The following is a 19,565-nucleotide window of genomic DNA, read 5'->3' as shown; positions in this document are numbered from 1 at the left end:
AGGTTTACACAAACGAAGTCCGCCTGCGCGGACTGAAGAGAGTTTTAGAATCATAATTTAGTTATTAGTAAAATGCGAAAGTCAGCCAAATTAATTCTATTTGTTTTCGGGATTTTGATAGCAGCAACCGTTGCTATTTTTGTCGGTATGTCGGCTCAATCTTTTGCTGTTACCAAAATAGATTTTATCGGCAGGGCAATATTTCCAACAGGTTCTCCGTTTCAGGGTACGGAAATTGGCGGACTTTCGGGAATCACCTATGATGCCGAGAAACAAGTTTATTATGCCATTTCTGATGACCGCAGTAGCAAGGCTCCGGCGCGCTTCTATTCTCTAAAAATTAACTTGGCATCTGGTAAGCTGGAAAAAGAAAAGATTGAATTTACTGGTGTGACGACTTTATTAGATGAAAACGGTAAAAGTTTTCCAGAATTAAGTTTAGATCCAGAAGGGATAGCTTTTACTGGCAACAGCGTATTTGTTTCTTCTGAGGGAGATGTCGATCGCCAAATCGCTCCTTTCATCAAAGAATTCTCCCTTGATGGTAAACTGCTGAAAACGCTAGTAATTCCTGAAGTATTTCTGCCCGATGACAAAGGTACTAAAGGTATTCGCAACAATCTCGCTTTTGAAAGTTTAACTTTAACAGCCGATCGCAAATACCTATTCACCGCCACCGAAAACGCTACAGTTCAAGATGGCGCAGTACCTTCCCTCGAAACTGGAAGTCCATGCCGGATTTTGCGCTACGATGCGGTGAGTGGCAATCCAGATGCCTCCTTTGCCTACATCACCGAACCGCTACCCGCCGGTGCCAATCCTCTGGGAAAATTAACTAGCAACGGTTTAGTGGATTTGGTGGCGATAGAGGATAACCGCTTGCTGAGTTTAGAGCGCGCTTTCTCCCTGGAAACTGGAGTTACTGTTAAACTATTTGAGATTTCTTTGGAAAAAGCCGATCGCATTGAAGCAATCGAAAGCCTCAAAACACGTATCAGCGAGGTTTCCCCCGCCCAAAAACGGCTGTTGCTGGACTTGGAAACCCTGAAAATTCCCCTAGACAACATTGAGGGGTTGACATTTGGCCCCGAGTTGGCAGATGGTAGCAGAGGTCTGATTTTGGTCAGCGACAACAACTTCAGTCCCCTACAAGAGACTCAGATTTTGGGCTTCAAAATAAAAGTTCAAAAAACCTCTTGACAAAAGGTGAGGTCATCGGCATAATAGAGATTGTGCCAGAAAAAACGGCAAAACGAGGGACAGTAGTTCAATTGGTTAGAGCACCGCCCTGTCACGGCGGAAGTTGCGGGTTCGAGCCCCGTCTGTCCCGTTCTCTCGTAAATCGAAAGTCTAAGCTTTTGATAAATCTCTTTCTAAATTGAGTTTTTTTGTAGTAAGGACTTTAGTCCTCAAAAATGCAAACAAGGACTAAAGTCCTTGCTACGAACTTATGATAGTTAAATAACCGGACATGATTAAGGAGTGGGAAAATATGCTCGTTACGCCCATTAAGCCGTCACCGGAAACAACTACACAACGGATAGTATTATCTAATATCAGTTGGCAGACTTATGAAAGCTTATTAGCAGAAGCAGGAGACAAGAGATCCTCACGGTTTTCTTATTCTCAAGGAGTCTTAGAAATTATCATTCCATCCGACTTGCATGAAACAATTAACTGTTTGCTAAAACAGTTTGTGACGACTTTAAGTGATGAATTAAAATTCAAACGTAAGGGATTTGGTTCGACGACTCTAAACCGTGAAGAGTTAAAACAAGGTGCAGAACCGGATTCCTGTTTTTATATCCAAAATGTCGATCGCATTACCGGCCGAAAAATTAACTTGTCAACCGACCCGCCACCTGATTTAATCATCGAAGTCGATCTCACCAGTCCATCTACTAATCGCTTTACTATCTACAAAAACTTAGGAGTTCCTGAAATTTGGAGATATCTAGGAGAGACGGTACAATTTTTTCAACTTCAGAACGGAGAATATGCGATCTGTGAATACAGTGGCGCTTTTCCGATGGTTTCTTCCGAAATCATCAATCAGTTTTTGCAGATGGCCGAGACGGAGGATGATATGACTATAATTGATGCTTTGCGTCAATGGGTGAGACAGAAGTTGCGATCGCCCGAAAACGAGCAATAATATTTAACTTGATTTAACTAATTTTTTTGTCCCGCAGACGATCGACTCCCACTAGCGCTCAAAAATGTTGGATAATCAACGGTCGGAATATCTGATAGCTTAACACCAGGGCGATCGGCACTAGGATCGGAATAGCAACCAACAATCCCCATTTGCCAAATCTCAACTTTTGACCGTCCGATTTGAACAGGACAATCACAGCGATAATTCCCATGACTACCCAGAGGCCGCCGAAGCCCATGAAAACTGTATAGCCTGCATCTTGCATTTTCTTTCCCGCCGTTATATAGTAGCCAATCTTTAATGTTAGTTGCAGTTGGTTCCTGCTGAAATCTGCAAATCGATCGATCGCACTTACTCAATTTAACTCTATTCCGACTTTACCCGACAGCGGCCTTCAGTTTCGCACTCGATCCGCGCAGTTCGATCGCCCATAACAGTCGCTAAATCCGGTCTTCCCGTCAAAGGCAGCCGCCATTCGGCCCAAATTCCGTACAGCCAATTGGCGATCGTCCCAACAATCGGCAACTTAGTCACAGCATACACCCAGCCCATCCCCAAAATCTCATAAATCCGGCGAAAAACCTCAACATTTTTAATTGCCGTACCGTCGGGTAACACCGCGTGAATCCGCCCCATCGCCGTTTCGTAGTCAACTCCGCCGTGAGCTTCCGGGTTGTAGCCATCCTCCGCGATATCCACAAACGACACTAAGCCTCGCCCTGCATCCCGTTTCTTCAAAAAATTCACCTCCCGCACGCACAGCGGGCATTCACCGTCGTACAAAAGCTCAATTTGCCAAGATGGCTTAATTTCAACAGATTCGGGAAATTCAGTTTTAGTCGCAGACATAGGGAAATATGTTTTAATGTGGTCGATCGCACACAAACATTTTACAAGAATTAATAATTATCGAGTGCGCCTTCAGCATCCCTGCCGCAGTTATTGCTGCTTTAAAAAATAGGCCCAAAGGTGAATCCAGTCTTGGGTGCCGACAATGCTAATATCGTCAAGATGCAGTCTGCTGCAAAGCCCGACACTTTCGCCCGATCGCTCAATGGCGCATTATCCCCTAATTCCAGGCAAACCAACTGCCAAACACAATTTTTAAGGCGGCAACAAAATATAATAAAATTTGTAGTCACAGCCACAGCTATTCCCCCAACCAGCAAATTGCCCCCAATCAAAAAGCAAAAAGATAAATGAACGTCAGAGTCCGTCTAGCCCCCAGTCCCACCGGAAACCTCCACATCGGTACCGCCAGAACCGCCGTATTTAACTGGCTGTTTGCCCGCAACCAAGGCGGCAAATTCATCCTGCGGGTAGAAGACACAGACGTAGAACGTTCCAAAAGCGAATACACCGACAACATCCTCGAAGGACTGACTTGGCTGGGTATGAACTGGGACGAAGGCCCGAGTTTTCAGTCGCAACGTCTGGAAACATACCGACAAGCAGTCCAAACCCTTCTAGACAATGGACTCGCCTACCGCTGCTACACCACGTCGGAAGAACTCGACTCCATGCGGGAAGCACAAAAAGCCAACAAACAAGCCCCCCGCTACGACAACCGCCACCGCAACTTGACAAGCAAACAGCGCGCAGCTTTTGAAGGCGAAGGGCGACAAGCTGTGATTCGGTTTATCATTGAGGACGATCGCACAATTTCTTGGAACGACATGGTGCGCGACACCGTAACCTGGAAAGGTAGCGACCTCGGCGGCGACATGGTAATTGCCAGGGCATCCAGCGGCGGCGTCATCGGCCAACCACTCTACAACCTCGCCGTAGTTGTCGATGACATCGACATGGCCATCACCCACGTCATCCGCGGCGAAGATCACATCGGCAATACTCCCAAACAAATATTGCTCTACGAAGCTTTGGGCGCGACAATCCCAGAATTTGCCCACACGCCACTGATTTTAAACTCCCAAGGGCAAAAGCTTTCTAAACGCGACGGCGTAACCTCGATTTCTGACTTCAAAGACATGGGGTACATCCCCGAAGCTTTAGTCAATTACATGACTTTGCTCGGTTGGACTCCGCCGGATTCAACGCAGGAAATATTTACACTCTCCGAAGCAGCAGAATTATTTACATTCTATCGAGTCAACAAAGCCGGTGCAAAATTTGATTGGGATAAACTCAACTGGCTCAACGGTCAATATCTCCACAAAATGCCAGTGCCGCAATTGACAGATTTGCTGATACCTTATTGGCAGAAAGCCGGTTATGAGTTTGACTCCGAGGCCGATCGCCCCTGGCTCGAACAAATAGCTGCTTTAATCGGCCCGAGTCTCGTTCGGTTAACCGATGCCGTCGGTATGTGCAAGTTGTTCTTCTCTCCAACTGTGGAATACGAAGAAGAAGCACTAGCACAGTTGCAGCAACCAGATGCTGCACAGGCATTACAAGCAGTTCTAGAAGCTCTGGAAAGTCATTCCACCCTGATGGGGACTGAAGCTCAGAAAATCACTAAAAAGCTCAGCAAACAGAAAAATCTGAACAAAGGGCTAATTATGCGATCGCTCAGAGCAGCCCTGACAGGTGCAATGCACGGCCCCGACCTGATAGAATCTTGGGTAATCCTTCACCAGCGGGGCACGGCTAAAACCCGCTTGCAAGAGGCTATTAGCAACTTGAATTTGCCGACTGTTAGTGTCGCGGCAGAAACTCCTGCCCCAGAACAACAAAACACGGAAACTGCAACCGAAACTTCTGTCGCACAACACCCAGCAGCGGAAGTTTCACCAGCCGAAATACCGACTTCAGCACCAGAGGTTTCAGCAGTCGAAATATCGGCTCCTGAAGCACTGGCGGCGGAAGTTTCGGCAGTCGAAATACCGACAGCAGAAACAGGCGAAGTGTCTGCTCTCGAACCAACCGACGGGGAGGTTGCAGCAGTCGAAATACCGGCTCTTGAAACAGTCGCAGCAGCAGTTGAAATACCTGCCGCCAACCAGCAAAAAACTATTGCGAGTGGAGAAATGACTTCATCAAACGAACCAGAAACAACCGTTATCATCACCGATATTCCTGCTGAAAATGAAGCAGACAGTTCGAGCGGTACCACAAAAGTCATAATTACCGAAGAACCGCCAAGTCAGGCTCAGCAGATCAAAGAACAAATTATCTCAATTTTGTCGGAGTTTCCCGCTTACATCGGCAGCTTTTACGAGCAGTACAAAAGTCCGCTGACAGTTGTTGGTGTCATTGTAGCCTCGATTGTTTCTTTGAAAGTGCTTTTGGGCATAGTAGACGAACTCAACGACATCCCCCTGCTAGCACCCACATTTGAGCTAATTGGTATCGGATACACCGCGTGGTTTGTCTACCGCTATTTGTTGCGCTCTTCCAACCGCCAACAATTAGGTCAAGAAATTCAAGCTTTGAAAGAACAAATTCTCGGCAAAAAGTCCTAAGTTTTTGCTATAATCTGTTGATTTTGTGCCCGACACTGACAATTTTAAATAAGTTGTTAGTGTCGGGTTTTTAAATGACTAATGACTGTTGACTGTTGACTGTTGACTGTTGACTGTTAACTAATAACTAATGCTTTCGGGGCAACTAACAACTAACAACTAACAACTAACAACTAACAACTAACAACTAACAACTAACAACTAACAACTAACAACTAACAACTAACAACTAACAACTAACAACTAACAACTAACAACTGACTAAACCCCCGCCGCCGTAAAAGCTGCCCAATAATAAGGATTGGCAAAAGGATAGGGTTTGCGGTTGCGAATTTGCTGCAAAGATGCCTCCGCAATCAGGCGGGAACTTTGAGAAAGCCGATCGAACATTTGCGAAATTTGAGGTTGAAAATCCGCCAACAATATCTCCAATTCTTCGCCAGTCAAATCCCGCAGCCACCTTTGAGCCTCAATCAGCGCCATCGCCACATCCCCAGCCTGCAACCGAGGAAACCGCCCGAGATTTTCATAAAATTTTCTTGTCAGCAGCAGCGTCGAAATATCGTTCACCCTCCACAGACTGCTGACTACACTAGACGTACCAGCATACAACAAACCCGCGGACAAACCGACAAAATCTTCAGCACCGCCGAGGGAATCGCTCGCAATTTCGCAAGCCGATAAAGTAACTAAAAAGTATTGCCGAAAATCCCAATTAAAAATTTCTGCCAAACTCACAGACTCATTCCTCAAAAACACAGCGGATTTCAGCGATTCTGCCAAATTCAGCAAACTCAAACAAGCAAAGTGAGCGCATTTTTTCTGCTGAAATTTGCCTGTTTGTGGGGAAAAAGCCTGTGTAATTGCCGGCTTCTGGCGCAAAACTTGTCTAGTGGAAAAATATTCGGAAACAGTGCCGATTTCAATGTTGCTGTAGTGCGAATCTTTGGTGAAAGTAGGAACTGCCAAAAGGTGCTGCAAGCGCGGTCTGTACCTGCCAATAGCTGCGCTGCGCGCGATTTGTTTCAACCGCAATAGCTCGCAGCTAGGAGCGTAGCGAATTCCTCCAGCAAATCGATCGAGCAAATAACCAGCAGCGGCTGAAACCTCACCAAAAGCCGAACCCACAGAAAAATCAGAACCGCTGTGCGTCTCCCCATCAAAACTGCCGCTCGAACCCCACCCAGAGCTAAAACTTGTCCCGCCCTCCTCAAACCCTTCTCTGGTTCCCAGAGGCAAAGCGTGGAGCGGCAAGGCGTGCAAAAATCGGTGCGGGACAAAAATCAGCCGATCGCAATTTTGGGGAATCAGCGCCACCACTCGATCGATTTCCAGCAGCGCGGCCAAGCGTTTGAGCCGAGCCGGCAGATGATTGATCCAGCGACCTTTTTGCTCAGAATAAGCGCTGAGGTACTCCCGGGCCCAAGTTTCGGCTGCCAAAGCATTTTCCGGCGAATACAGGTGAACGGCAGGATATTGCACGTCAGCAACCACCACAAAAGCCACCAGCAAATCCTCCCAACTCGCCCACACCACAGCAGCACAATTAGCATCAGGCAACAATTGGCGAATTTGCTCGAAAGCGATCGGTTCAACTTTGCGAGCTAAGCTGAAGAAAGGGTCGTTTGCCTGCACCGATCGACCAATCAACCCATCAAACTGCCGCCACAATTGATTTAAGTCGATCGAGTCCGAACTCGGCAGCAGAGAACCGCTGCTCAAATCTTGGCTGTCGCTCTCAGAAATCGACCTATGGCTCGGCTCGGGCTGTCGCTGTTCTTGCTGCCGCTGTACCCGGGCTATTTCCAGTTGCAGCGACTGCAACGAGCCGATCACCGCTGCGGGAATGTCGCCTTTGGGAGTCAGCTCGCATTTAAGCAGCAGTTGTACCAAATTCCAATTTTTGTGGCGTTCGGCGTATTCCAGAGCCTTAGCGCAATATTCGGGTTGGGTGCTGCCGAGTTCCAGGCAAACTTCCACCAGGCATTTATAGAGTCCAGTGCAGGTGCTGGCTAATTTGAATTTTGCGGTACTTGCCCGATCGTCCAAATTGGCCGCACCAATCCCAGCTTCAGGGCGCAAGAATTCCACAGTATCGACAGCAGCAATAAAAACGCCGCAGGCGCGAAGCAACTCGCCTCGAACTCGGTAAGCTTGACCCAAATAAAATACAATTTGAACCCAGCGATGGGGATAGGTTTCGCGAGTGTAAACTTTGCAAGCACGCAGATAGCAGCCGATCGCGCGATCGAGGTGGGACGAGTTGTCCGCCTCCGTCAATTTCGCAAAAGCCTGCCCGATATAAATTTGCAGCATTGCCCAGCGGTTGGGTTCTGCCTGTTTGGTGTATACTTGGCTGGCATTTTGATAGCAGGCGATCGCGCTTTTGAGGTTGCGGTTTTTTTCCCCTTTCACGTGTTCGCTGAAAGCGCGGCCGAGGTAGACGCAGAGCATTGCCCAGCGTTGGGGAGATTTTTGGCGGTTGCAAAAGAGCAAAGCATTTTGGTAGCAGGCGATCGCCATTTCCATATTTTCGGCTTTTTCCCCTTTCACCCGCACGCTGTAGATTCTGCCGAGGTAAGTTTGGATCGAAGCCCAAGCATCGGGAAATTTGATGCGCGTGTAGACTTGTAAAGCATTGTCAAAGCAATCGATCGCCATTTCCAGATTTTCCACCGGATCGCCTTTAGCGCGATCGATAAACACCCGGCCCAAATTCCTTTGAGTCGTCGCCCACTGCAAGGGAAAAGCCTCCCGAGTCCGCACTTGCAAAGCTCTCTGATAGCAAGTTACCGCGTATTCGAGATTTTCGGCTCGGTTGCCCTGCTGGAACTCGCAGTAAGCATTTGCCAAATTATTTTGAGTCGTTGCCCAGCGCCGGGGAAACGCCTTGCGGTTGTAAACTTGCAAAGCATTGTGGTAGCAAGCGACTGCCAGTTCCAGATTTTGGGCTTTGTCGCCCCGCAGCCGGCGGCTGTAAGCGCGGCCGAGATTATTTTGAGTGCTAGCCCACTCCTGCCCGAAAGCCTCGCGGCTGCGAACTTGCAGCGCGTTTTGATAGCAGGCGATCGCCTCTTCTAAATTGTCTGCCGGATCTCCTCTGAGACGATCGCTGTAAGCGTTGCCCAGATTATTTTGCAGCGTCGCCCACTGAGATGGGTACTGTTCGGGAGTCCGCACTTGCAGGGCATTTGCAAAGCAAGAGATCGCAATTTCGATATTTTGAGCCTTATCGCCTTTAGGGCGATCGCTGTAAGCGTTGCCCAAATTATTTTGCATCACCGCCCACTCTTGGGGAAAGTCTTTGCGGGTAAAAACCTTAGCAACCGTTTCGTAACCGGCAATTTCGATTTCCAAATTATTAGCCTTGCTACCGAGGGGAAACCGCCCAATTTTGTTGCTCAGATTGCCGATCAGGGCTGCAATGCGCCTTGTCTCCGATTCTTTGGCAGCAGGAAGTACCAAAGTTGCCCAGCAGCGCAGCAGTTCTGCGAAATTATGGTCGAGTTTGTCTAAATTATTTCTCAGCAGCGAGTACAGGTGCTGCGAATCGCCGCTGCGCGCCACTGCTTGCAATACTTCTGCTAAAAAAACCAGATATGCTACGCCGGTTTTAGGATTGTCCTTTGCAAATTCTAAGGGTGCGATCGCCCTTTGGAAAAATTTTGCAGCTTTGAGCAAACTTTCTGCCGTCGGTACTGGCGCTTCCAAGTAAAGCGTTTGCACGAACCCAAAGTCGATCGACTTTGAGTCTGTCTTCAAAATCAGATCTATTCCTGAGTCCACAGGATTTTCCAGCAGCACTTGGAGCATATTAACATCAGTTTTGCGACGCTGTTCGTCCATCGTGCATTCCGCCGAACTATTAACGATACGATCGCTGCTTCTGTGCAGCAATTAAATCAGTTCCTGGTTTAATTTTCAATCCCCGATCGGAGGTACCAGTCGCCTGCGCGGAATTAAACAAACCGGTTTTTTTCCACCATACACATCGCCACAACGTATTTGCCTAAAAAAACCGATTTTTGCCCGAGTCATAAACTTGACAAACCCGCCCCCACAGACTTGCAGCGGGGCGGGTTTATGTTTACCATGATAGATTTTAGACTCAGAAACCTGGTTTCTTGGAAACTATCAGGTTTGGTAACCAGAAATCTCTCAATAAACCGGGTGGAGTCGCAATAGCGCGCCTGCATATTGCGATCGCCCGTTGCAGGGCTACAGCTAACAAAAACCGTCTCAACAAACCGGGTTTTTTACCGAGTGTGCGGGCTGCAACCTCTGTATTTTCGTAAAAAAAGCCGGTTTCTGGGTTCCCCTGCAAGTCCTCAAAAATCAACTCAGTAGATTTAGTGTAACGCTTGAGAGCGCAACGCTTCCTCAACTGCAAGCAAAGCCCGATCGACTTCAGCAGCAGAGACAACCAGAGGCGGCACAAACCTCAGCACTTTCGGCCCTGCCGGAACCAACAGTACACCAGCGGCGATCGCAGATTTAACAATATCAGCCGAAGTCAGCGCAATATCAGCCTGCAATTCCATCCCGACAATCAAGCCCCAGCCGCGCACCTCGGCAATTAAATGCGGATATGCAGCCGCCAGCTTGTTAAGCCCTGCTTTCAACTGTGCTCCGCGCTGCTGGACGTTTTCTAGAAGGTTTTCCGTTTCTAAAGTTTGGCAAACGCGCAAAGCTACAGCGCAAGCAAAAGGATTGCCGCCGAAAGTGCTCGCGTGACTTCCCGGTTCAAACACATCGCAGGAAGACTTGCACAGCATAGCGCCGATCGGGATACCGCCGCCCAACCCCTTCGCCGACGTAAAGATATCCGGTTCAATCCCCAGGTTTTCGTAGCCCCAATATTTGCCGCTACGCCCCATCCCGACTTGCACTTCATCGAGAATCAGCAAAATCCCTTTTTCGTCGCAAATTTCCCGAATACGCTGGAAGTAGGCGATATCTCCCGGGCGAACTCCCCCTTCACCTTGCAGCGCTTCCAGCATAATTGCAGCTACTTGGCGTTCATCTTTGTCTAGTTGTTCGATCGCACTTTCGATCGCGCTAATATCGTTATAAGGCACATAGTGAAATCCCGGCACCAACGGACTAAAACCCTTCTGATATTTAGGCTGTCCCGTCGCCGTAATTGTCGCCAAAGTCCGCCCGTGGAAACTCGCCACGGCGGTAATGATTGTCGGATTCGAGATATTTAATTTTTCGTGGGCGTACTTGCGGGCTAGTTTAATTGCCGCTTCATTAGCTTCCGCGCCAGAGTTGCAAAAGAAAGCTCTGTCAGCGCAAGAATGGTCTACAAGCCACTTTGCCAGCTCGCCCTGTACGGGGATGTAATAAAGGTTAGAAACGTGGTGCAGAGTCTGAATTTGCTCTGTTACCGCTGCAATCATTGCCGGGTGGGCGTGTCCCAGAGTACAAGTAGCAATACCCGCCACAAAATCGAGATATTCGCGGCCCTCGGTATCCCAAACGCGGCAGCCGAGACCTCGTTCCAGGGCGATCGCAAAACGCCCGTAAGTTGTCATTACATAGCTGTCGAAGCTTTCAGAACTGAACAAACTGGCTTCAGCTTGCACGCTTGGTTCTTTTAGTAAGGTTTCTGGACTCACGAACGGCTCCTTAACAAATAATATGTAGACCTCGATTGTACGGTAAAAATGCAGATTCGCGGTGCAGACCGTTACTTTTGTCATAAAATCATAACAGTAACAGCAATTAATCTTTCACAAATCTACCGATGAGTTATTACATTTCTCCTAACTTTCTAGATAAAGTTGCGGTGCACATCACTAAGAACTTTTTAAATTTGCCCGGGGTAAGAGTTCCCCTAATTTTGGGAATTCACGGCCGCAAAGGAGAAGGTAAAACTTTTCAAACCGAACTGGTTTTTCGGCGGATGGGCTTTGAACCCGTGATGATTTCTGGCGGGGAATTAGAAAGTCCCGATGCTGGAGATCCGGCGCGTTTAATTCGCTTGCGCTACCGGGAAGCCGCTGAGCAAATTCGGGTGCGCGGCGAGATGTGTGCAATTTTTATTAACGATTTGGATGCCGGTGCTGGTCGGTTCGATACTACTACTCAATATACCGTCAATACTCAGATGGTCAACGCCACTCTGATGAATATTGCGGACAATCCAACTAACGTGCAGTTACCCGGAAGTTATGACAGTACGCCGCTGCACCGAGTGCCGATTATTGTCACCGGAAATGACTTTTCAACCCTGTACGCGCCGCTGATTCGCGACGGGCGGATGGAAAAGTTTTATTGGGAACCCAGCCGGGATGATAAAATTGGAATTGTTGGGGGAATTTTTGAGTCGGACAAATTGTCAAAAGCCGAGATTGTGGGGTTGGTTGATAATTTTCTAGATCAGTCGATCGACTTTTTTAGTGCTTTGCGATCGCGCATTTACGACGAACAAATCCGCGACTTCATTCACAAACTAGGAATAGAGCGAATTTCCAAGCGTTTGGTAAACACTGTGGAAGCACCGCCGGATTTCCAAAACCCGAATTTCAGCCTAGCTCATTTATTAGAAATGGGCAGTTTGATGGTAGGTCAACAAAAGCGGATACAGGAAATGCGCTTAGTAGATGAATACAACCAATCGAGGCTGTTCAACGTTCAAGGAACCGTCAATGTTCCTGCTGCTGCGCCAACGCAGAATCAACAAAACGACCCATCCTCAAAATATTATAAGGCTTACGTCAACCCAAGTTCGGAAGTTAGTAACGGTCAAGTTTCGCGGCTGAGTTCCGAGGTATTGGAACAAGTGCAGCAGTTGTTAGCAAGGGGCTGCAAAATTGGCATGGAATATGCAGATAGTCGCCGATTCAAGACTGGTTCTTGGCAGAGTTGCGCCACAATTAAAACAGCACAAGAAAAAGATGTGATTGCATCTTTAGAAACTTGTTTGGCGGAACACGGCGGCGAATACGTGCGGCTGATTGGTATCGATCCAAAAGTTAAGCGCCGGGTAGTAGAAACCATTATTCAGCGGCCAAAGTAGGGTGCGCTTCGGCGCACCTTACAAATTCAAGAAGACGCTCGCGGTTGAAACCGCGTCTATACAAGCAAAACCCGCCGGACGCCGGTTGAAGACCCGGCAGTTAAAATTATGTTATCGTCTTCAGTCGGCGTCCGGCGGACATCGTTTGTATAGATGCGGTTTCAACCGTCCGCTCTAAATTATGCTGCAAAAAATTATCAAAAGTTGGGCGATCGCACATAGCACATTGAGCGCCCACTTGAGTTGTGCACAGAGCGCCCGCTGCGGAACCCCACACCAGCGCCTCTGACAGCGATCGACCTGCATCTAAGGCACAGGCCAAACCGCCGTTAAAAGCATCGCCAGCAGCCACAGTGTCGATCGCCTCCACAGCAAAAGCCGGCACAACAAAACTTTCATCCCCAGTCACCGCAACCGCCCCGCGATCGCCCAATTTGACAATAACATTCTTAACACCGCGCTCCTGCAACTGTTTGGCCGCTAAAATCGCTGTTTCCGTGTCATGCACCCGAAAACCGACTAACTGTCCAGCTTCCACTTCATTCGGCGTGATAATGTCAATTAGCGGATAAAGTTCGAGCGGCAAATCCGCCACAGCCGGCGCTGGATCGAGAATAACTCGCACCCCCAATTCACGAGCAACTTTCGCAGCTTTTTGAACAACTTCCAGGGGAATTTCTAACTGTAACAGCAACGATGTAGCTTCAGGCAACACTTTTTTAAGACGTTCTATATCTGCATCACCAACATTATTATTTGCACCCGGAATCACAATGATATTATTTTGCCCGCTATCGTCTACCGCAATAATTGCCACACCTGAATGAGTGCTTTTATCTATTAATATATTTTCCTTACTCAAACCATAGGATTGTAAACTTGTCAATAATTGTTCAGCAAATTGATCGTTACCAACGCGGCCGATGATGTGGGTGAAAGTGCCGAGACACGCCGCTGCCACGGCTTGATTTGCGCCTTTCCCGCCGCCGGCAGTAAAAAAATTGTTACCGATGATAGTTTCTCCTGGCTGTGGCAAACGAGGAGTTTTCGCTGCTATGTCAATGTTGATACTGCCAAATACAATAATGCTCATAAATTGTTGAATTGGGTAACTAATAATTAGGTTTCTAGTGAGGACTTCAGTCCTCTGATTTTGATATTAAATTAGTTAATTAGTGACTTGTAATTTGTGATTAGCTTATATTACTTATTTTTGAAATTCATCAATCTAAAAAATAACTGATAACTCATAACGAGCAATTAACAACTGACAGCAAATCCTATTACATCGTCCTATATTCATCTCCATCTTCTCTCTCTGTGTCCTCTGCGGTCTCTGCGGTTAAATCATTCCGATACAACTGAAAATCATATAACAACTGATAAGTAACAACTGACAAATGTCAACTAACAACTAACAACTGACAACTGACAACTGTCAACTGTCCCTTAAGACGTGCTAGAACAGTTATGGTCTTCACCGGTCAATTCAATGGCTGCAATTACTCTCGATCGCAATCCCTGTGTTTTGCTAGTAGAAACAGACGAAGTTCTCGCCGGACACTTGAGTCTAGACTTAAAATCTTCAGGCTACGAACCCGTAGTAGCTTCAAATACCGCCACAGGCCAACATTTAGCCCAACAATTGCAGCCAGCTTTGATTGTAATCGATCGCATACTTGGCCCTGAGTCGGGACTGTCGCTGTGTTCCCACCTCCGAAGTAGCGGCAATCGGGTACCGGTTCTATTATTGATCGGTCGCGATACAATTGACGATCGCGTGGCTTGTCTGGAAGCTGGGGCGGACGATTATTTTCTCAAACCTTACCGCACTGACGAGTTTTTGCACTTGGTGCGCTTGTATTTGCAGCCGGATAACAGCAGCAGCGAACAGTTGAGGTTTGGCGATTTAGTTTTGGATTTGGCCTCTAGGCGGGCCCTGCGTAACGGACGGACGATCGACCTGACGATGAAAGAATTCGAGCTGCTAAAATATTTGATGGAACATCCCCGCGAGGTTTTGACTAGGGAACAAATTCTGGAAAATGTTTGGGGTTACGACTTTCTCGGCGAGTCAAATGTGATTGAGGTTTACATCCGCTATCTGCGGCTCAAGATTGAAGATGAGGGCGAAAAGCGCTTGATTCAGACGGTGCGCGGTGTAGGTTACGTGATGCGCGAAGCTTGAAGTCAGTAGTCAGTAGTCAGTAGTCAGTAGTCAGTAGTCATTAGTCATTAGTCATTAGTCATTAGTTATTAGTCATTAGTCATTAGTCATTAGTTATTTGCTAGCAATGACCAATGACCAATTCCCCATTACCAATTCCCCATTACCAATTCCCCATTACCGATTCCCCATTACCGATTCTCGATTCTAAATCTAAAATCATTATGAGTTATTTCGCTACTTTCCTAAATATTGGGGTAATTGTATTTTTGCTGGGATGTTCGCCGGCTTTACCTGTCGCGGATGCTGGTGTTACTGGCATTTTGGCCTCGCAGTCTCCGACGGCGACAACATCCGGTCAAGTTTTGCCGATTTCTGCTAGAGCTCGGATAGCCGATCGCCCTATCGAACTAGAAGTCGCCAAAACATCCGAACAACAGGCTATGGGTTTAATGTACAGAACTTCTTTGGCCGATGACAGAGGAATGCTGTTTGAGTTTAAACCGGCGCGGTGGGTCAATTTTTGGATGAAAAATTGCCTGATTTCTCTGGATATGATTTTTCTGCGGGATGAAGTCGTCACAGCCATCGCAGCAGAAACACCTCCTTGTACTGCCGATCCTTGTCCCACCTACGGGCCCGATACTTCTGTCGATCGAGTGATCGAACTCCGGAGCGGGCGAGCTGCTGAACTCGGTGTCAAAGTGGGCGATCGTATTGAAATCGAGTTTTTCAACTAAAATCTGCACGCAGCAACAATCCCCTGGTTTCCTTCTTCCTTCTTCCTTCTTCCCTCTTCCTTCTTCCTTCTTCCCTCTTCCTTCTTCCCTCTTCCCTCTTCCTTCTTCCCTCTTCCTTCTTCCCTCTTCCTTCTTCCTTCTTCCTTCTGCCTTCTTCCCTCTTCCTTCTTCCTTCTTCCCTCTTCCTTCTTCCGTCTTCCTTCTTCCTTCGTCGGGCTTCGCAAAATCAGCAAAAATTTATAAACTTTACAAAAATTTACAAAATCTGTTAAATTATTAATGTAAGATTCAGCACAAACAGGAAAAGATTTGCTAGGATGTCGATCTCAGTCAGTCTGGACTTGAGCTTGTTTGCAGGAGCTGTAAATTGTGGGTTCCAGGTACGAGACGAGTCAGCGACTCGGGCCGGAATCCTGAGAGACGAGGGTGGTCTCAAGGGCGTCGATCGCGAAAGGAAATTCTCTGGAACTTCTGGCGAGCGAGCTCAATCTATTAAACCTATCTGAAGTAAGATGCGACGAGCTAATTTAATTGGCAAAGTTAATCTTAGGTAGCAGATTAGGGTTCGAGCAAAATATCTGACCAATATTGGGGAAGTAGATTTGCGGATTCTGGATTTTCGCAGATGAAGTTAAACTCTGAACCTGATTTATTAGTTTTAAGTAGCTGAATTTATTTCAGATTCGCGCTGCAAATATGCCGAGGTATTCAGTTGAGGTTCCGATCGCGATCGCAAGTCGATCGGGCCATTCGCAAAACTGCAAAACTTTTCGCTTTTTGGGAAAGGTTGGCTCGCGCAAGTCGCACTCAGCACTGACTTTCACAGTTTCACCAACCGCTAATACTCTTCAAACAGTTATCAACGGTTAAAAGACAGATTTAAAACTGGCTTATTACTAATCAAAAACATCAGGTTCCCATCAGAAAATGGTGTCCAACACATGGAGGCAAAATCACATGGCACCCGCTACATACACTAAATTAATTCGATTTTTACAAGAAGAGTTGGCAATTTCGCCCGCATCAATCGCCGTCGCCGAACGCCGCGGCGACAAACAGCGGCAGCGCGATAAAGACCCGAATTCCTTGCCGATGGTTCTGTGGCAGTACGGTTTAGTCACTCTCGAACAGTTGGATAAAATCTTTGATTGGTTGGCGCAAGCATATTAAAAGGATTTTAGATTTTAGATAATCCAAAACCCAAAATCCCTTAACAACTTAGATTAAGATTGTGTCAAAACTTTCGCAGCAGCGGCAACGCCGGCACCAGGAGTGTAGCCTTCATGACCCAGTTCTCGCAACACCACTTCCAAAGCGGAAATAGCTGCTAGAATATCACGATCGCACACAAAGCCCAAATGACCGATTCGGAAGATTTTACCTTTCAAATGGTCTTGTCCGTCGGCAAGAGCAATGTCAAAATTCTTTCTCATCAAAGTCCGCACTTTTTGAGCGTCTACTGATGCTGGCGGCATCACCGAAGTAATCGCAGGGCTGGCTGCACCGTCAGCCGCGAACAACGGCAAACCTAAAGCTTTTACGGCAGCACGAGTAGTTGTCATTAAGCGTTTGTGCCGCGCAAAAACGTTTTCTAACCCTTCGGCTTTCATCATCTGCAAAGTTACTTGCAGTCCAAAAAACATATTTACTGGCGGAGTGAAAGGAGTTGTATTTTTGGCAGCTTCTTTGCGGTATTTGCCCAAATCTAAATAATAACGGGGCAGTTTCGCACTTTTGTAAGCCTCCCAAGCTTTAGGACTCACCGCCACAAAACCCAAACCAGGGGGAATCATGTAAGCTTTCTGAGAACCAGAAGCAATCACATCAATTCCCCAAGCATCCATCGGCACATTGGCAGCACCCAAACTGGTGACAGCATCAACCATAATTAAAGCTTCGCCGTGGGCTTTCACGTGGCCGTTGATAGTTTCGAGGTCGTTGAGAACGCCCGTGGAGGTTTCCGAGTGGGTGATGATGACGGCTTTGATTTGCTTCTCTGTATCTGCTTCGAGTTTTTCGCGGAAATTTTCGGGGTCTAATTGTTGACCCCACTCGGCTTTAATAATTTCGACATTTAAACCGTAAGCTTCGGCTACTTCAGCCCAACGCTCGCCAAATTTGCCGTTTGTACCGACTAAAACTCGATCGCCCGCACTCAAGAAATTAATTATCCCAGCTTCCATCGCGCCGGTACCGGAAACGTTTAAACTCAGCACGTCGCTGCTGGTTTGGTGCAGCCATTTGAGGTTTTCGGTACAGTCTGCAAAAATCGCGTCAAATTCCTTGCTGCGGTGGCCCATCGGGTGTTTTGCCATCGCCAGCAAAGCCGCTTCCGGCACCGGCGTTGGCCCGGGAATCATCAGCATTGATTTGTTGTCCATGATATTTTCCTAACTTTTTCTGTGGGAGTTCTACAGAATAAATCAAATACGATACCTCATGTTGGTACTCTAAGTTTTTTAACTTTTGACTCCCGTAGGGTTAGTTTCATTTAAAGACCACCGATATTCTACTGCCAAGTTCGATCGCTCGCAGCTTTGTTCTAATTGCTTCTGAATCGCCAGGGCTTTGCGGAGTGTAATAATAAGTTGGTGAACTTGTTGCTGCTGCGGCGATTGTGGACTGACAGCAAACATAGTTTTGCGTTCTAACAATTGAAGTAGCAATTCATAATGAATGTACGAAGGAAGGGGAATTGGCTCCATGAAAGCTAAGATACCTCAACGAACCGACACCCCATTGCAACTGCATGGGGCATCACAGGTGAACATTAGACGCCCGATTTTTTATGTGTTTTCTAACCGTACAAAAACCCCTGCTTGGCCGCTCGACTTTTCGGGGCTTGGTGCATTAGCATCGCTAAATCTGGCGATCGACTAGCGAGAGCGAATACATTTAATCGCTTTCTGGCAAAATACTTCTCTGCAATATTGCTTTGAGTGATATTTTTTTAGAGTTAAGCGATCGAGCCGATGCAGGCTAGAAATTCTGATCGTTTACCTACTCTATCAATTTTTATCAGAATTCGGGGGTGTTTGTCAAGCGGTCTCGCCTTTCAGGTGTTCTGATGCCCCTTAGCAAGCGTGGCTAAAGCAGCCCCCGGATCTGGCTGTTTGACTAAAGATTCGCCGATGAGGACAGCCCCGGCCCCGGCGCTGGCAACTCGGGTGAGGTCATCGGGAGTGTGAATTCCTGACTCGCTGACGGTGAGGATGCCTTTTGCTGCGATTTCAGTTTGGCGGGAGGCTAACAGTTGAGCGGTGGTTTCTAGGCTGACCGAAAAGTCTGCTAAGTTGCGGTTGTTGATGCCGATTAAGTTTACGCCTTGTAGGGTTAATACTCGATCGAGTTCTTCTTGAGTGTGAACTTCAATCAAAGCAGTCATGCCCAAAGTCTTGACAATTTTCACAAAGTATTGTAAATCTTTGTCAGAGAGAATGGCGGCGATTAACAATACAGCATCAGCGCCGTGAATCCGGGCGAGATAGATTTGGTAGGGATAGATTACAAACTCTTTGCAAAGTAAAGGTAAATCGACGGCGGCACGGATTTTAGCGAGATTGTCGAAACTGCCTTGAAAGAACTTTTCGTCGGTGAGTACGGAGATGCAAGTTGCGCCGTTTTCTTGGTAGGATCGGGCGATCGCCACTGGGTCGAAATCTTCGCGAATTACGCCTTTGCTGGGAGAAGCTTTTTTGACTTCGGCGATGATGGCTGGTGTGGTTTTGCCGTTTTTGAGGGCGGCAAGAAAGTCGCGAGTTGCCGGTGCGAATGGGAGTTTTTTGTGAAGTTCGGATAAGGGAGTGCGATCGCGCTTTTGGGCAACTTCAACCTCTTTTTGCCAGACGATTTCTTCGAGGATGTGCTGGGGTTCGGCGTCGGGTACGGCGATTTTGTAGCTGAGGTAAAGTACGGAGACGGAGGTGCTGGGGGGACGGCGGCGGATTTGAAGCATGATAGGGGGGATAAACAGTTGACAGTTGACAGTTGACAGTTGACAGCGCGGTTTTTAGGCTGGGGATTTATACCTTACCGCGATCGCGACAAGTTTAAA

Annotated in this window: 18 protein-coding genes, 1 tRNA gene and 1 pseudogene; 10 read left to right on the top strand and 10 right to left on the bottom strand. The window is 47.4% G+C overall.

The window, feature by feature from the left end; genetic code table 11:
* Nucleotides 1–72 precede the first annotated feature (72 nt).
* From IQ270_RS05615 to IQ270_RS05605, 3 genes are all read left to right on the top strand, one after another.
* Nucleotides 73–1,200: an esterase-like activity of phytase family protein gene (locus IQ270_RS05615; RefSeq protein WP_193972262.1), complete on the top strand. Its 1,128-nt coding sequence runs from the start codon at nucleotides 73–75 to the stop codon at nucleotides 1,198–1,200.
* 56 nt (nucleotides 1,201–1,256) lie between these two features.
* Nucleotides 1,257–1,330 (top strand) — tRNA-Asp (locus tag IQ270_RS05610).
* A 162-nt stretch (nucleotides 1,331–1,492) separates the two neighbouring features.
* Complete coding sequence (locus tag IQ270_RS05605) at nucleotides 1,493–2,155, top strand: Uma2 family endonuclease (protein ID WP_193972261.1); 663 nt, start codon at nucleotides 1,493–1,495, stop codon at nucleotides 2,153–2,155.
* Between the two features lie 58 nt (nucleotides 2,156–2,213).
* Here IQ270_RS05605 and IQ270_RS05600 read toward each other — a convergent pair whose 3' ends face one another.
* Nucleotides 2,214–2,423: a hypothetical protein gene (locus IQ270_RS05600; RefSeq protein WP_193972260.1), complete on the bottom strand. Its 210-nt coding sequence runs from the start codon at nucleotides 2,421–2,423 to the stop codon at nucleotides 2,214–2,216.
* Nucleotides 2,424–2,524: 101 nt separating this feature from the next.
* Nucleotides 2,525–3,007, bottom strand: a complete 483-nt coding sequence (locus IQ270_RS05595) for a thiol-disulfide oxidoreductase DCC family protein (protein WP_193972259.1) — start codon at nucleotides 3,005–3,007, stop codon at nucleotides 2,525–2,527.
* Between the two features lie 120 nt (nucleotides 3,008–3,127).
* Between IQ270_RS05595 and IQ270_RS05590 the strand changes: the two genes are divergently transcribed.
* The 3 genes and pseudogenes from IQ270_RS05590 to IQ270_RS30715 all read left to right on the top strand — a co-directional run bounded on the left by IQ270_RS05590 (nucleotide 3,128) and on the right by IQ270_RS30715 (nucleotide 5,580).
* On the top strand, nucleotides 3,128–3,361 hold the full coding sequence (locus IQ270_RS05590) for a hypothetical protein (protein WP_193972258.1): 234 nt from the start codon (nucleotides 3,128–3,130) through the stop codon (nucleotides 3,359–3,361).
* Nucleotides 3,358–4,782, top strand: a pseudogene (gene gltX, locus IQ270_RS30720) (glutamate--tRNA ligase); the annotation flags it as partial. The gene IQ270_RS05590 and the pseudogene gltX, both read left to right, overlap by 4 nt.
* 363 nt (nucleotides 4,783–5,145) lie before the next feature.
* Nucleotides 5,146–5,580 carry a CAAD domain-containing protein gene (locus IQ270_RS30715; protein WP_228056103.1) on the top strand — a complete coding sequence of 145 codons (435 nt, stop codon included), beginning with the start codon at nucleotides 5,146–5,148 and terminating at the stop codon, nucleotides 5,578–5,580.
* Nucleotides 5,581–5,841: 261 nt separating this feature from the next.
* Here IQ270_RS30715 and IQ270_RS05580 read toward each other — a convergent pair whose 3' ends face one another.
* Together IQ270_RS05580 and IQ270_RS05575 are read right to left on the bottom strand one after the other, a co-directional pair.
* A complete protein-coding gene (locus IQ270_RS05580) occupies nucleotides 5,842–9,477 on the bottom strand; it encodes a CHAT domain-containing protein (RefSeq protein WP_228056099.1) in 3,636 nt (1,211 codons plus the stop codon).
* A 452-nt stretch (nucleotides 9,478–9,929) separates the two neighbouring features.
* Complete coding sequence (locus IQ270_RS05575; protein ID WP_193972256.1) at nucleotides 9,930–11,201, bottom strand: aspartate aminotransferase family protein; 1,272 nt, start codon at nucleotides 11,199–11,201, stop codon at nucleotides 9,930–9,932.
* A gap of 128 nt (nucleotides 11,202–11,329) precedes the next feature.
* Here IQ270_RS05575 and IQ270_RS05570 point away from each other — a divergent pair, with 128 nt between their 5' ends.
* On the top strand, nucleotides 11,330–12,604 hold the full coding sequence (locus tag IQ270_RS05570; protein ID WP_193972255.1) for a ribulose bisphosphate carboxylase small subunit: 1,275 nt from the start codon (nucleotides 11,330–11,332) through the stop codon (nucleotides 12,602–12,604).
* 106 nt (nucleotides 12,605–12,710) lie between these two features.
* Here IQ270_RS05570 and rbsK read toward each other — a convergent pair whose 3' ends face one another.
* Nucleotides 12,711–13,697: a ribokinase gene (rbsK, locus tag IQ270_RS05565; protein ID WP_193972254.1), complete on the bottom strand. Its 987-nt coding sequence runs from the start codon at nucleotides 13,695–13,697 to the stop codon at nucleotides 12,711–12,713.
* A 399-nt stretch (nucleotides 13,698–14,096) separates the two neighbouring features.
* On the opposite strand from rbsK, the gene nblR reads away from it, so the two are divergent.
* Both nblR and IQ270_RS05555 read left to right on the top strand, forming a co-directional pair.
* A complete protein-coding gene (gene nblR, locus IQ270_RS05560) occupies nucleotides 14,097–14,792 on the top strand; it encodes a response regulator transcription factor NblR (RefSeq protein WP_193972253.1) in 696 nt (231 codons plus the stop codon).
* Nucleotides 14,793–14,995: 203 nt separating this feature from the next.
* Nucleotides 14,996–15,511 carry a DUF192 domain-containing protein gene (locus IQ270_RS05555; protein WP_193972279.1) on the top strand — a complete coding sequence of 172 codons (516 nt, stop codon included), beginning with the start codon at nucleotides 14,996–14,998 and terminating at the stop codon, nucleotides 15,509–15,511.
* Here the strand turns inward: IQ270_RS05555 and IQ270_RS05550 are convergent.
* Entirely contained in the window at nucleotides 15,508–15,744 is a 237-nt protein-coding gene (locus IQ270_RS05550) for a hypothetical protein (RefSeq protein WP_193972252.1), read from the bottom strand. The genes IQ270_RS05555 and IQ270_RS05550 overlap by 4 nt on opposite strands.
* A gap of 444 nt (nucleotides 15,745–16,188) precedes the next feature.
* Complete coding sequence (locus tag IQ270_RS05545; protein WP_193972251.1) at nucleotides 16,189–16,335, bottom strand: hypothetical protein; 147 nt, start codon at nucleotides 16,333–16,335, stop codon at nucleotides 16,189–16,191.
* A gap of 133 nt (nucleotides 16,336–16,468) precedes the next feature.
* On the opposite strand from IQ270_RS05545, the gene IQ270_RS05540 reads away from it, so the two are divergent.
* Entirely contained in the window at nucleotides 16,469–16,681 is a 213-nt protein-coding gene (locus IQ270_RS05540; RefSeq protein WP_193972250.1) for a DUF2949 domain-containing protein, read from the top strand.
* A 53-nt stretch (nucleotides 16,682–16,734) separates the two neighbouring features.
* On the opposite strand, the gene IQ270_RS05535 is transcribed toward IQ270_RS05540, so the two are convergent.
* From IQ270_RS05535 to trpC, 3 genes are all read right to left on the bottom strand, one after another.
* A complete protein-coding gene (locus IQ270_RS05535; protein WP_193972249.1) occupies nucleotides 16,735–17,892 on the bottom strand; it encodes an alanine--glyoxylate aminotransferase family protein in 1,158 nt (385 codons plus the stop codon).
* A 78-nt stretch (nucleotides 17,893–17,970) separates the two neighbouring features.
* On the bottom strand, nucleotides 17,971–18,216 hold the full coding sequence (locus IQ270_RS05530) for a DUF5340 domain-containing protein (RefSeq protein WP_193972248.1): 246 nt from the start codon (nucleotides 18,214–18,216) through the stop codon (nucleotides 17,971–17,973).
* Between the two features lie 350 nt (nucleotides 18,217–18,566).
* Nucleotides 18,567–19,466: an indole-3-glycerol phosphate synthase TrpC gene (gene trpC, locus IQ270_RS05525; protein ID WP_193972247.1), complete on the bottom strand. Its 900-nt coding sequence runs from the start codon at nucleotides 19,464–19,466 to the stop codon at nucleotides 18,567–18,569.
* Between the last annotated feature and the right edge of the window lie 99 nt (nucleotides 19,467–19,565).

This window comes from Microcoleus sp. LEGE 07076 (genome assembly GCF_015207455.1).
Classification (GTDB): Bacteria; Cyanobacteriota; Cyanobacteriia; order Cyanobacteriales; family Microcoleaceae; genus Microcoleus.
This window is presented reverse-complemented; position numbering and strand designations above follow the sequence as displayed.

Bases quoted from the DNA above. Each gene is read 5' to 3' on its own strand.
- IQ270_RS05615 (WP_193972262.1), top strand. From the start codon at position 73: ATGCGAAAGTCAGCCAAATTAATTCTATTTGTTTTCGGGATTTTGATA.
- IQ270_RS05605 (WP_193972261.1), top strand. From the start codon at position 1,493: ATGCTCGTTACGCCCATTAAGCCGTCACCGGAAACAACTACACAACGG.
- IQ270_RS05600 (WP_193972260.1), bottom strand. From the start codon at position 2,423: ATGCAAGATGCAGGCTATACAGTTTTCATGGGCTTCGGCGGCCTCTGG.
- IQ270_RS05595 (WP_193972259.1), bottom strand. From the start codon at position 3,007: ATGTCTGCGACTAAAACTGAATTTCCCGAATCTGTTGAAATTAAGCCA.
- IQ270_RS30715 (WP_228056103.1), top strand. From the start codon at position 5,146: ATGACTTCATCAAACGAACCAGAAACAACCGTTATCATCACCGATATT.
- IQ270_RS05570 (WP_193972255.1), top strand. From the start codon at position 11,330: ATGAGTTATTACATTTCTCCTAACTTTCTAGATAAAGTTGCGGTGCAC.
- rbsK (WP_193972254.1), bottom strand. From the start codon at position 13,697: ATGAGCATTATTGTATTTGGCAGTATCAACATTGACATAGCAGCGAAA.
- nblR (WP_193972253.1), top strand. From the start codon at position 14,097: ATGGCTGCAATTACTCTCGATCGCAATCCCTGTGTTTTGCTAGTAGAA.
- IQ270_RS05555 (WP_193972279.1), top strand. From the start codon at position 14,996: ATGAGTTATTTCGCTACTTTCCTAAATATTGGGGTAATTGTATTTTTG.
- IQ270_RS05540 (WP_193972250.1), top strand. From the start codon at position 16,469: ATGGCACCCGCTACATACACTAAATTAATTCGATTTTTACAAGAAGAG.
- IQ270_RS05535 (WP_193972249.1), bottom strand. From the start codon at position 17,892: ATGGACAACAAATCAATGCTGATGATTCCCGGGCCAACGCCGGTGCCG.
- IQ270_RS05530 (WP_193972248.1), bottom strand. From the start codon at position 18,216: ATGGAGCCAATTCCCCTTCCTTCGTACATTCATTATGAATTGCTACTT.
- trpC (WP_193972247.1), bottom strand. From the start codon at position 19,466: ATGCTTCAAATCCGCCGCCGTCCCCCCAGCACCTCCGTCTCCGTACTT.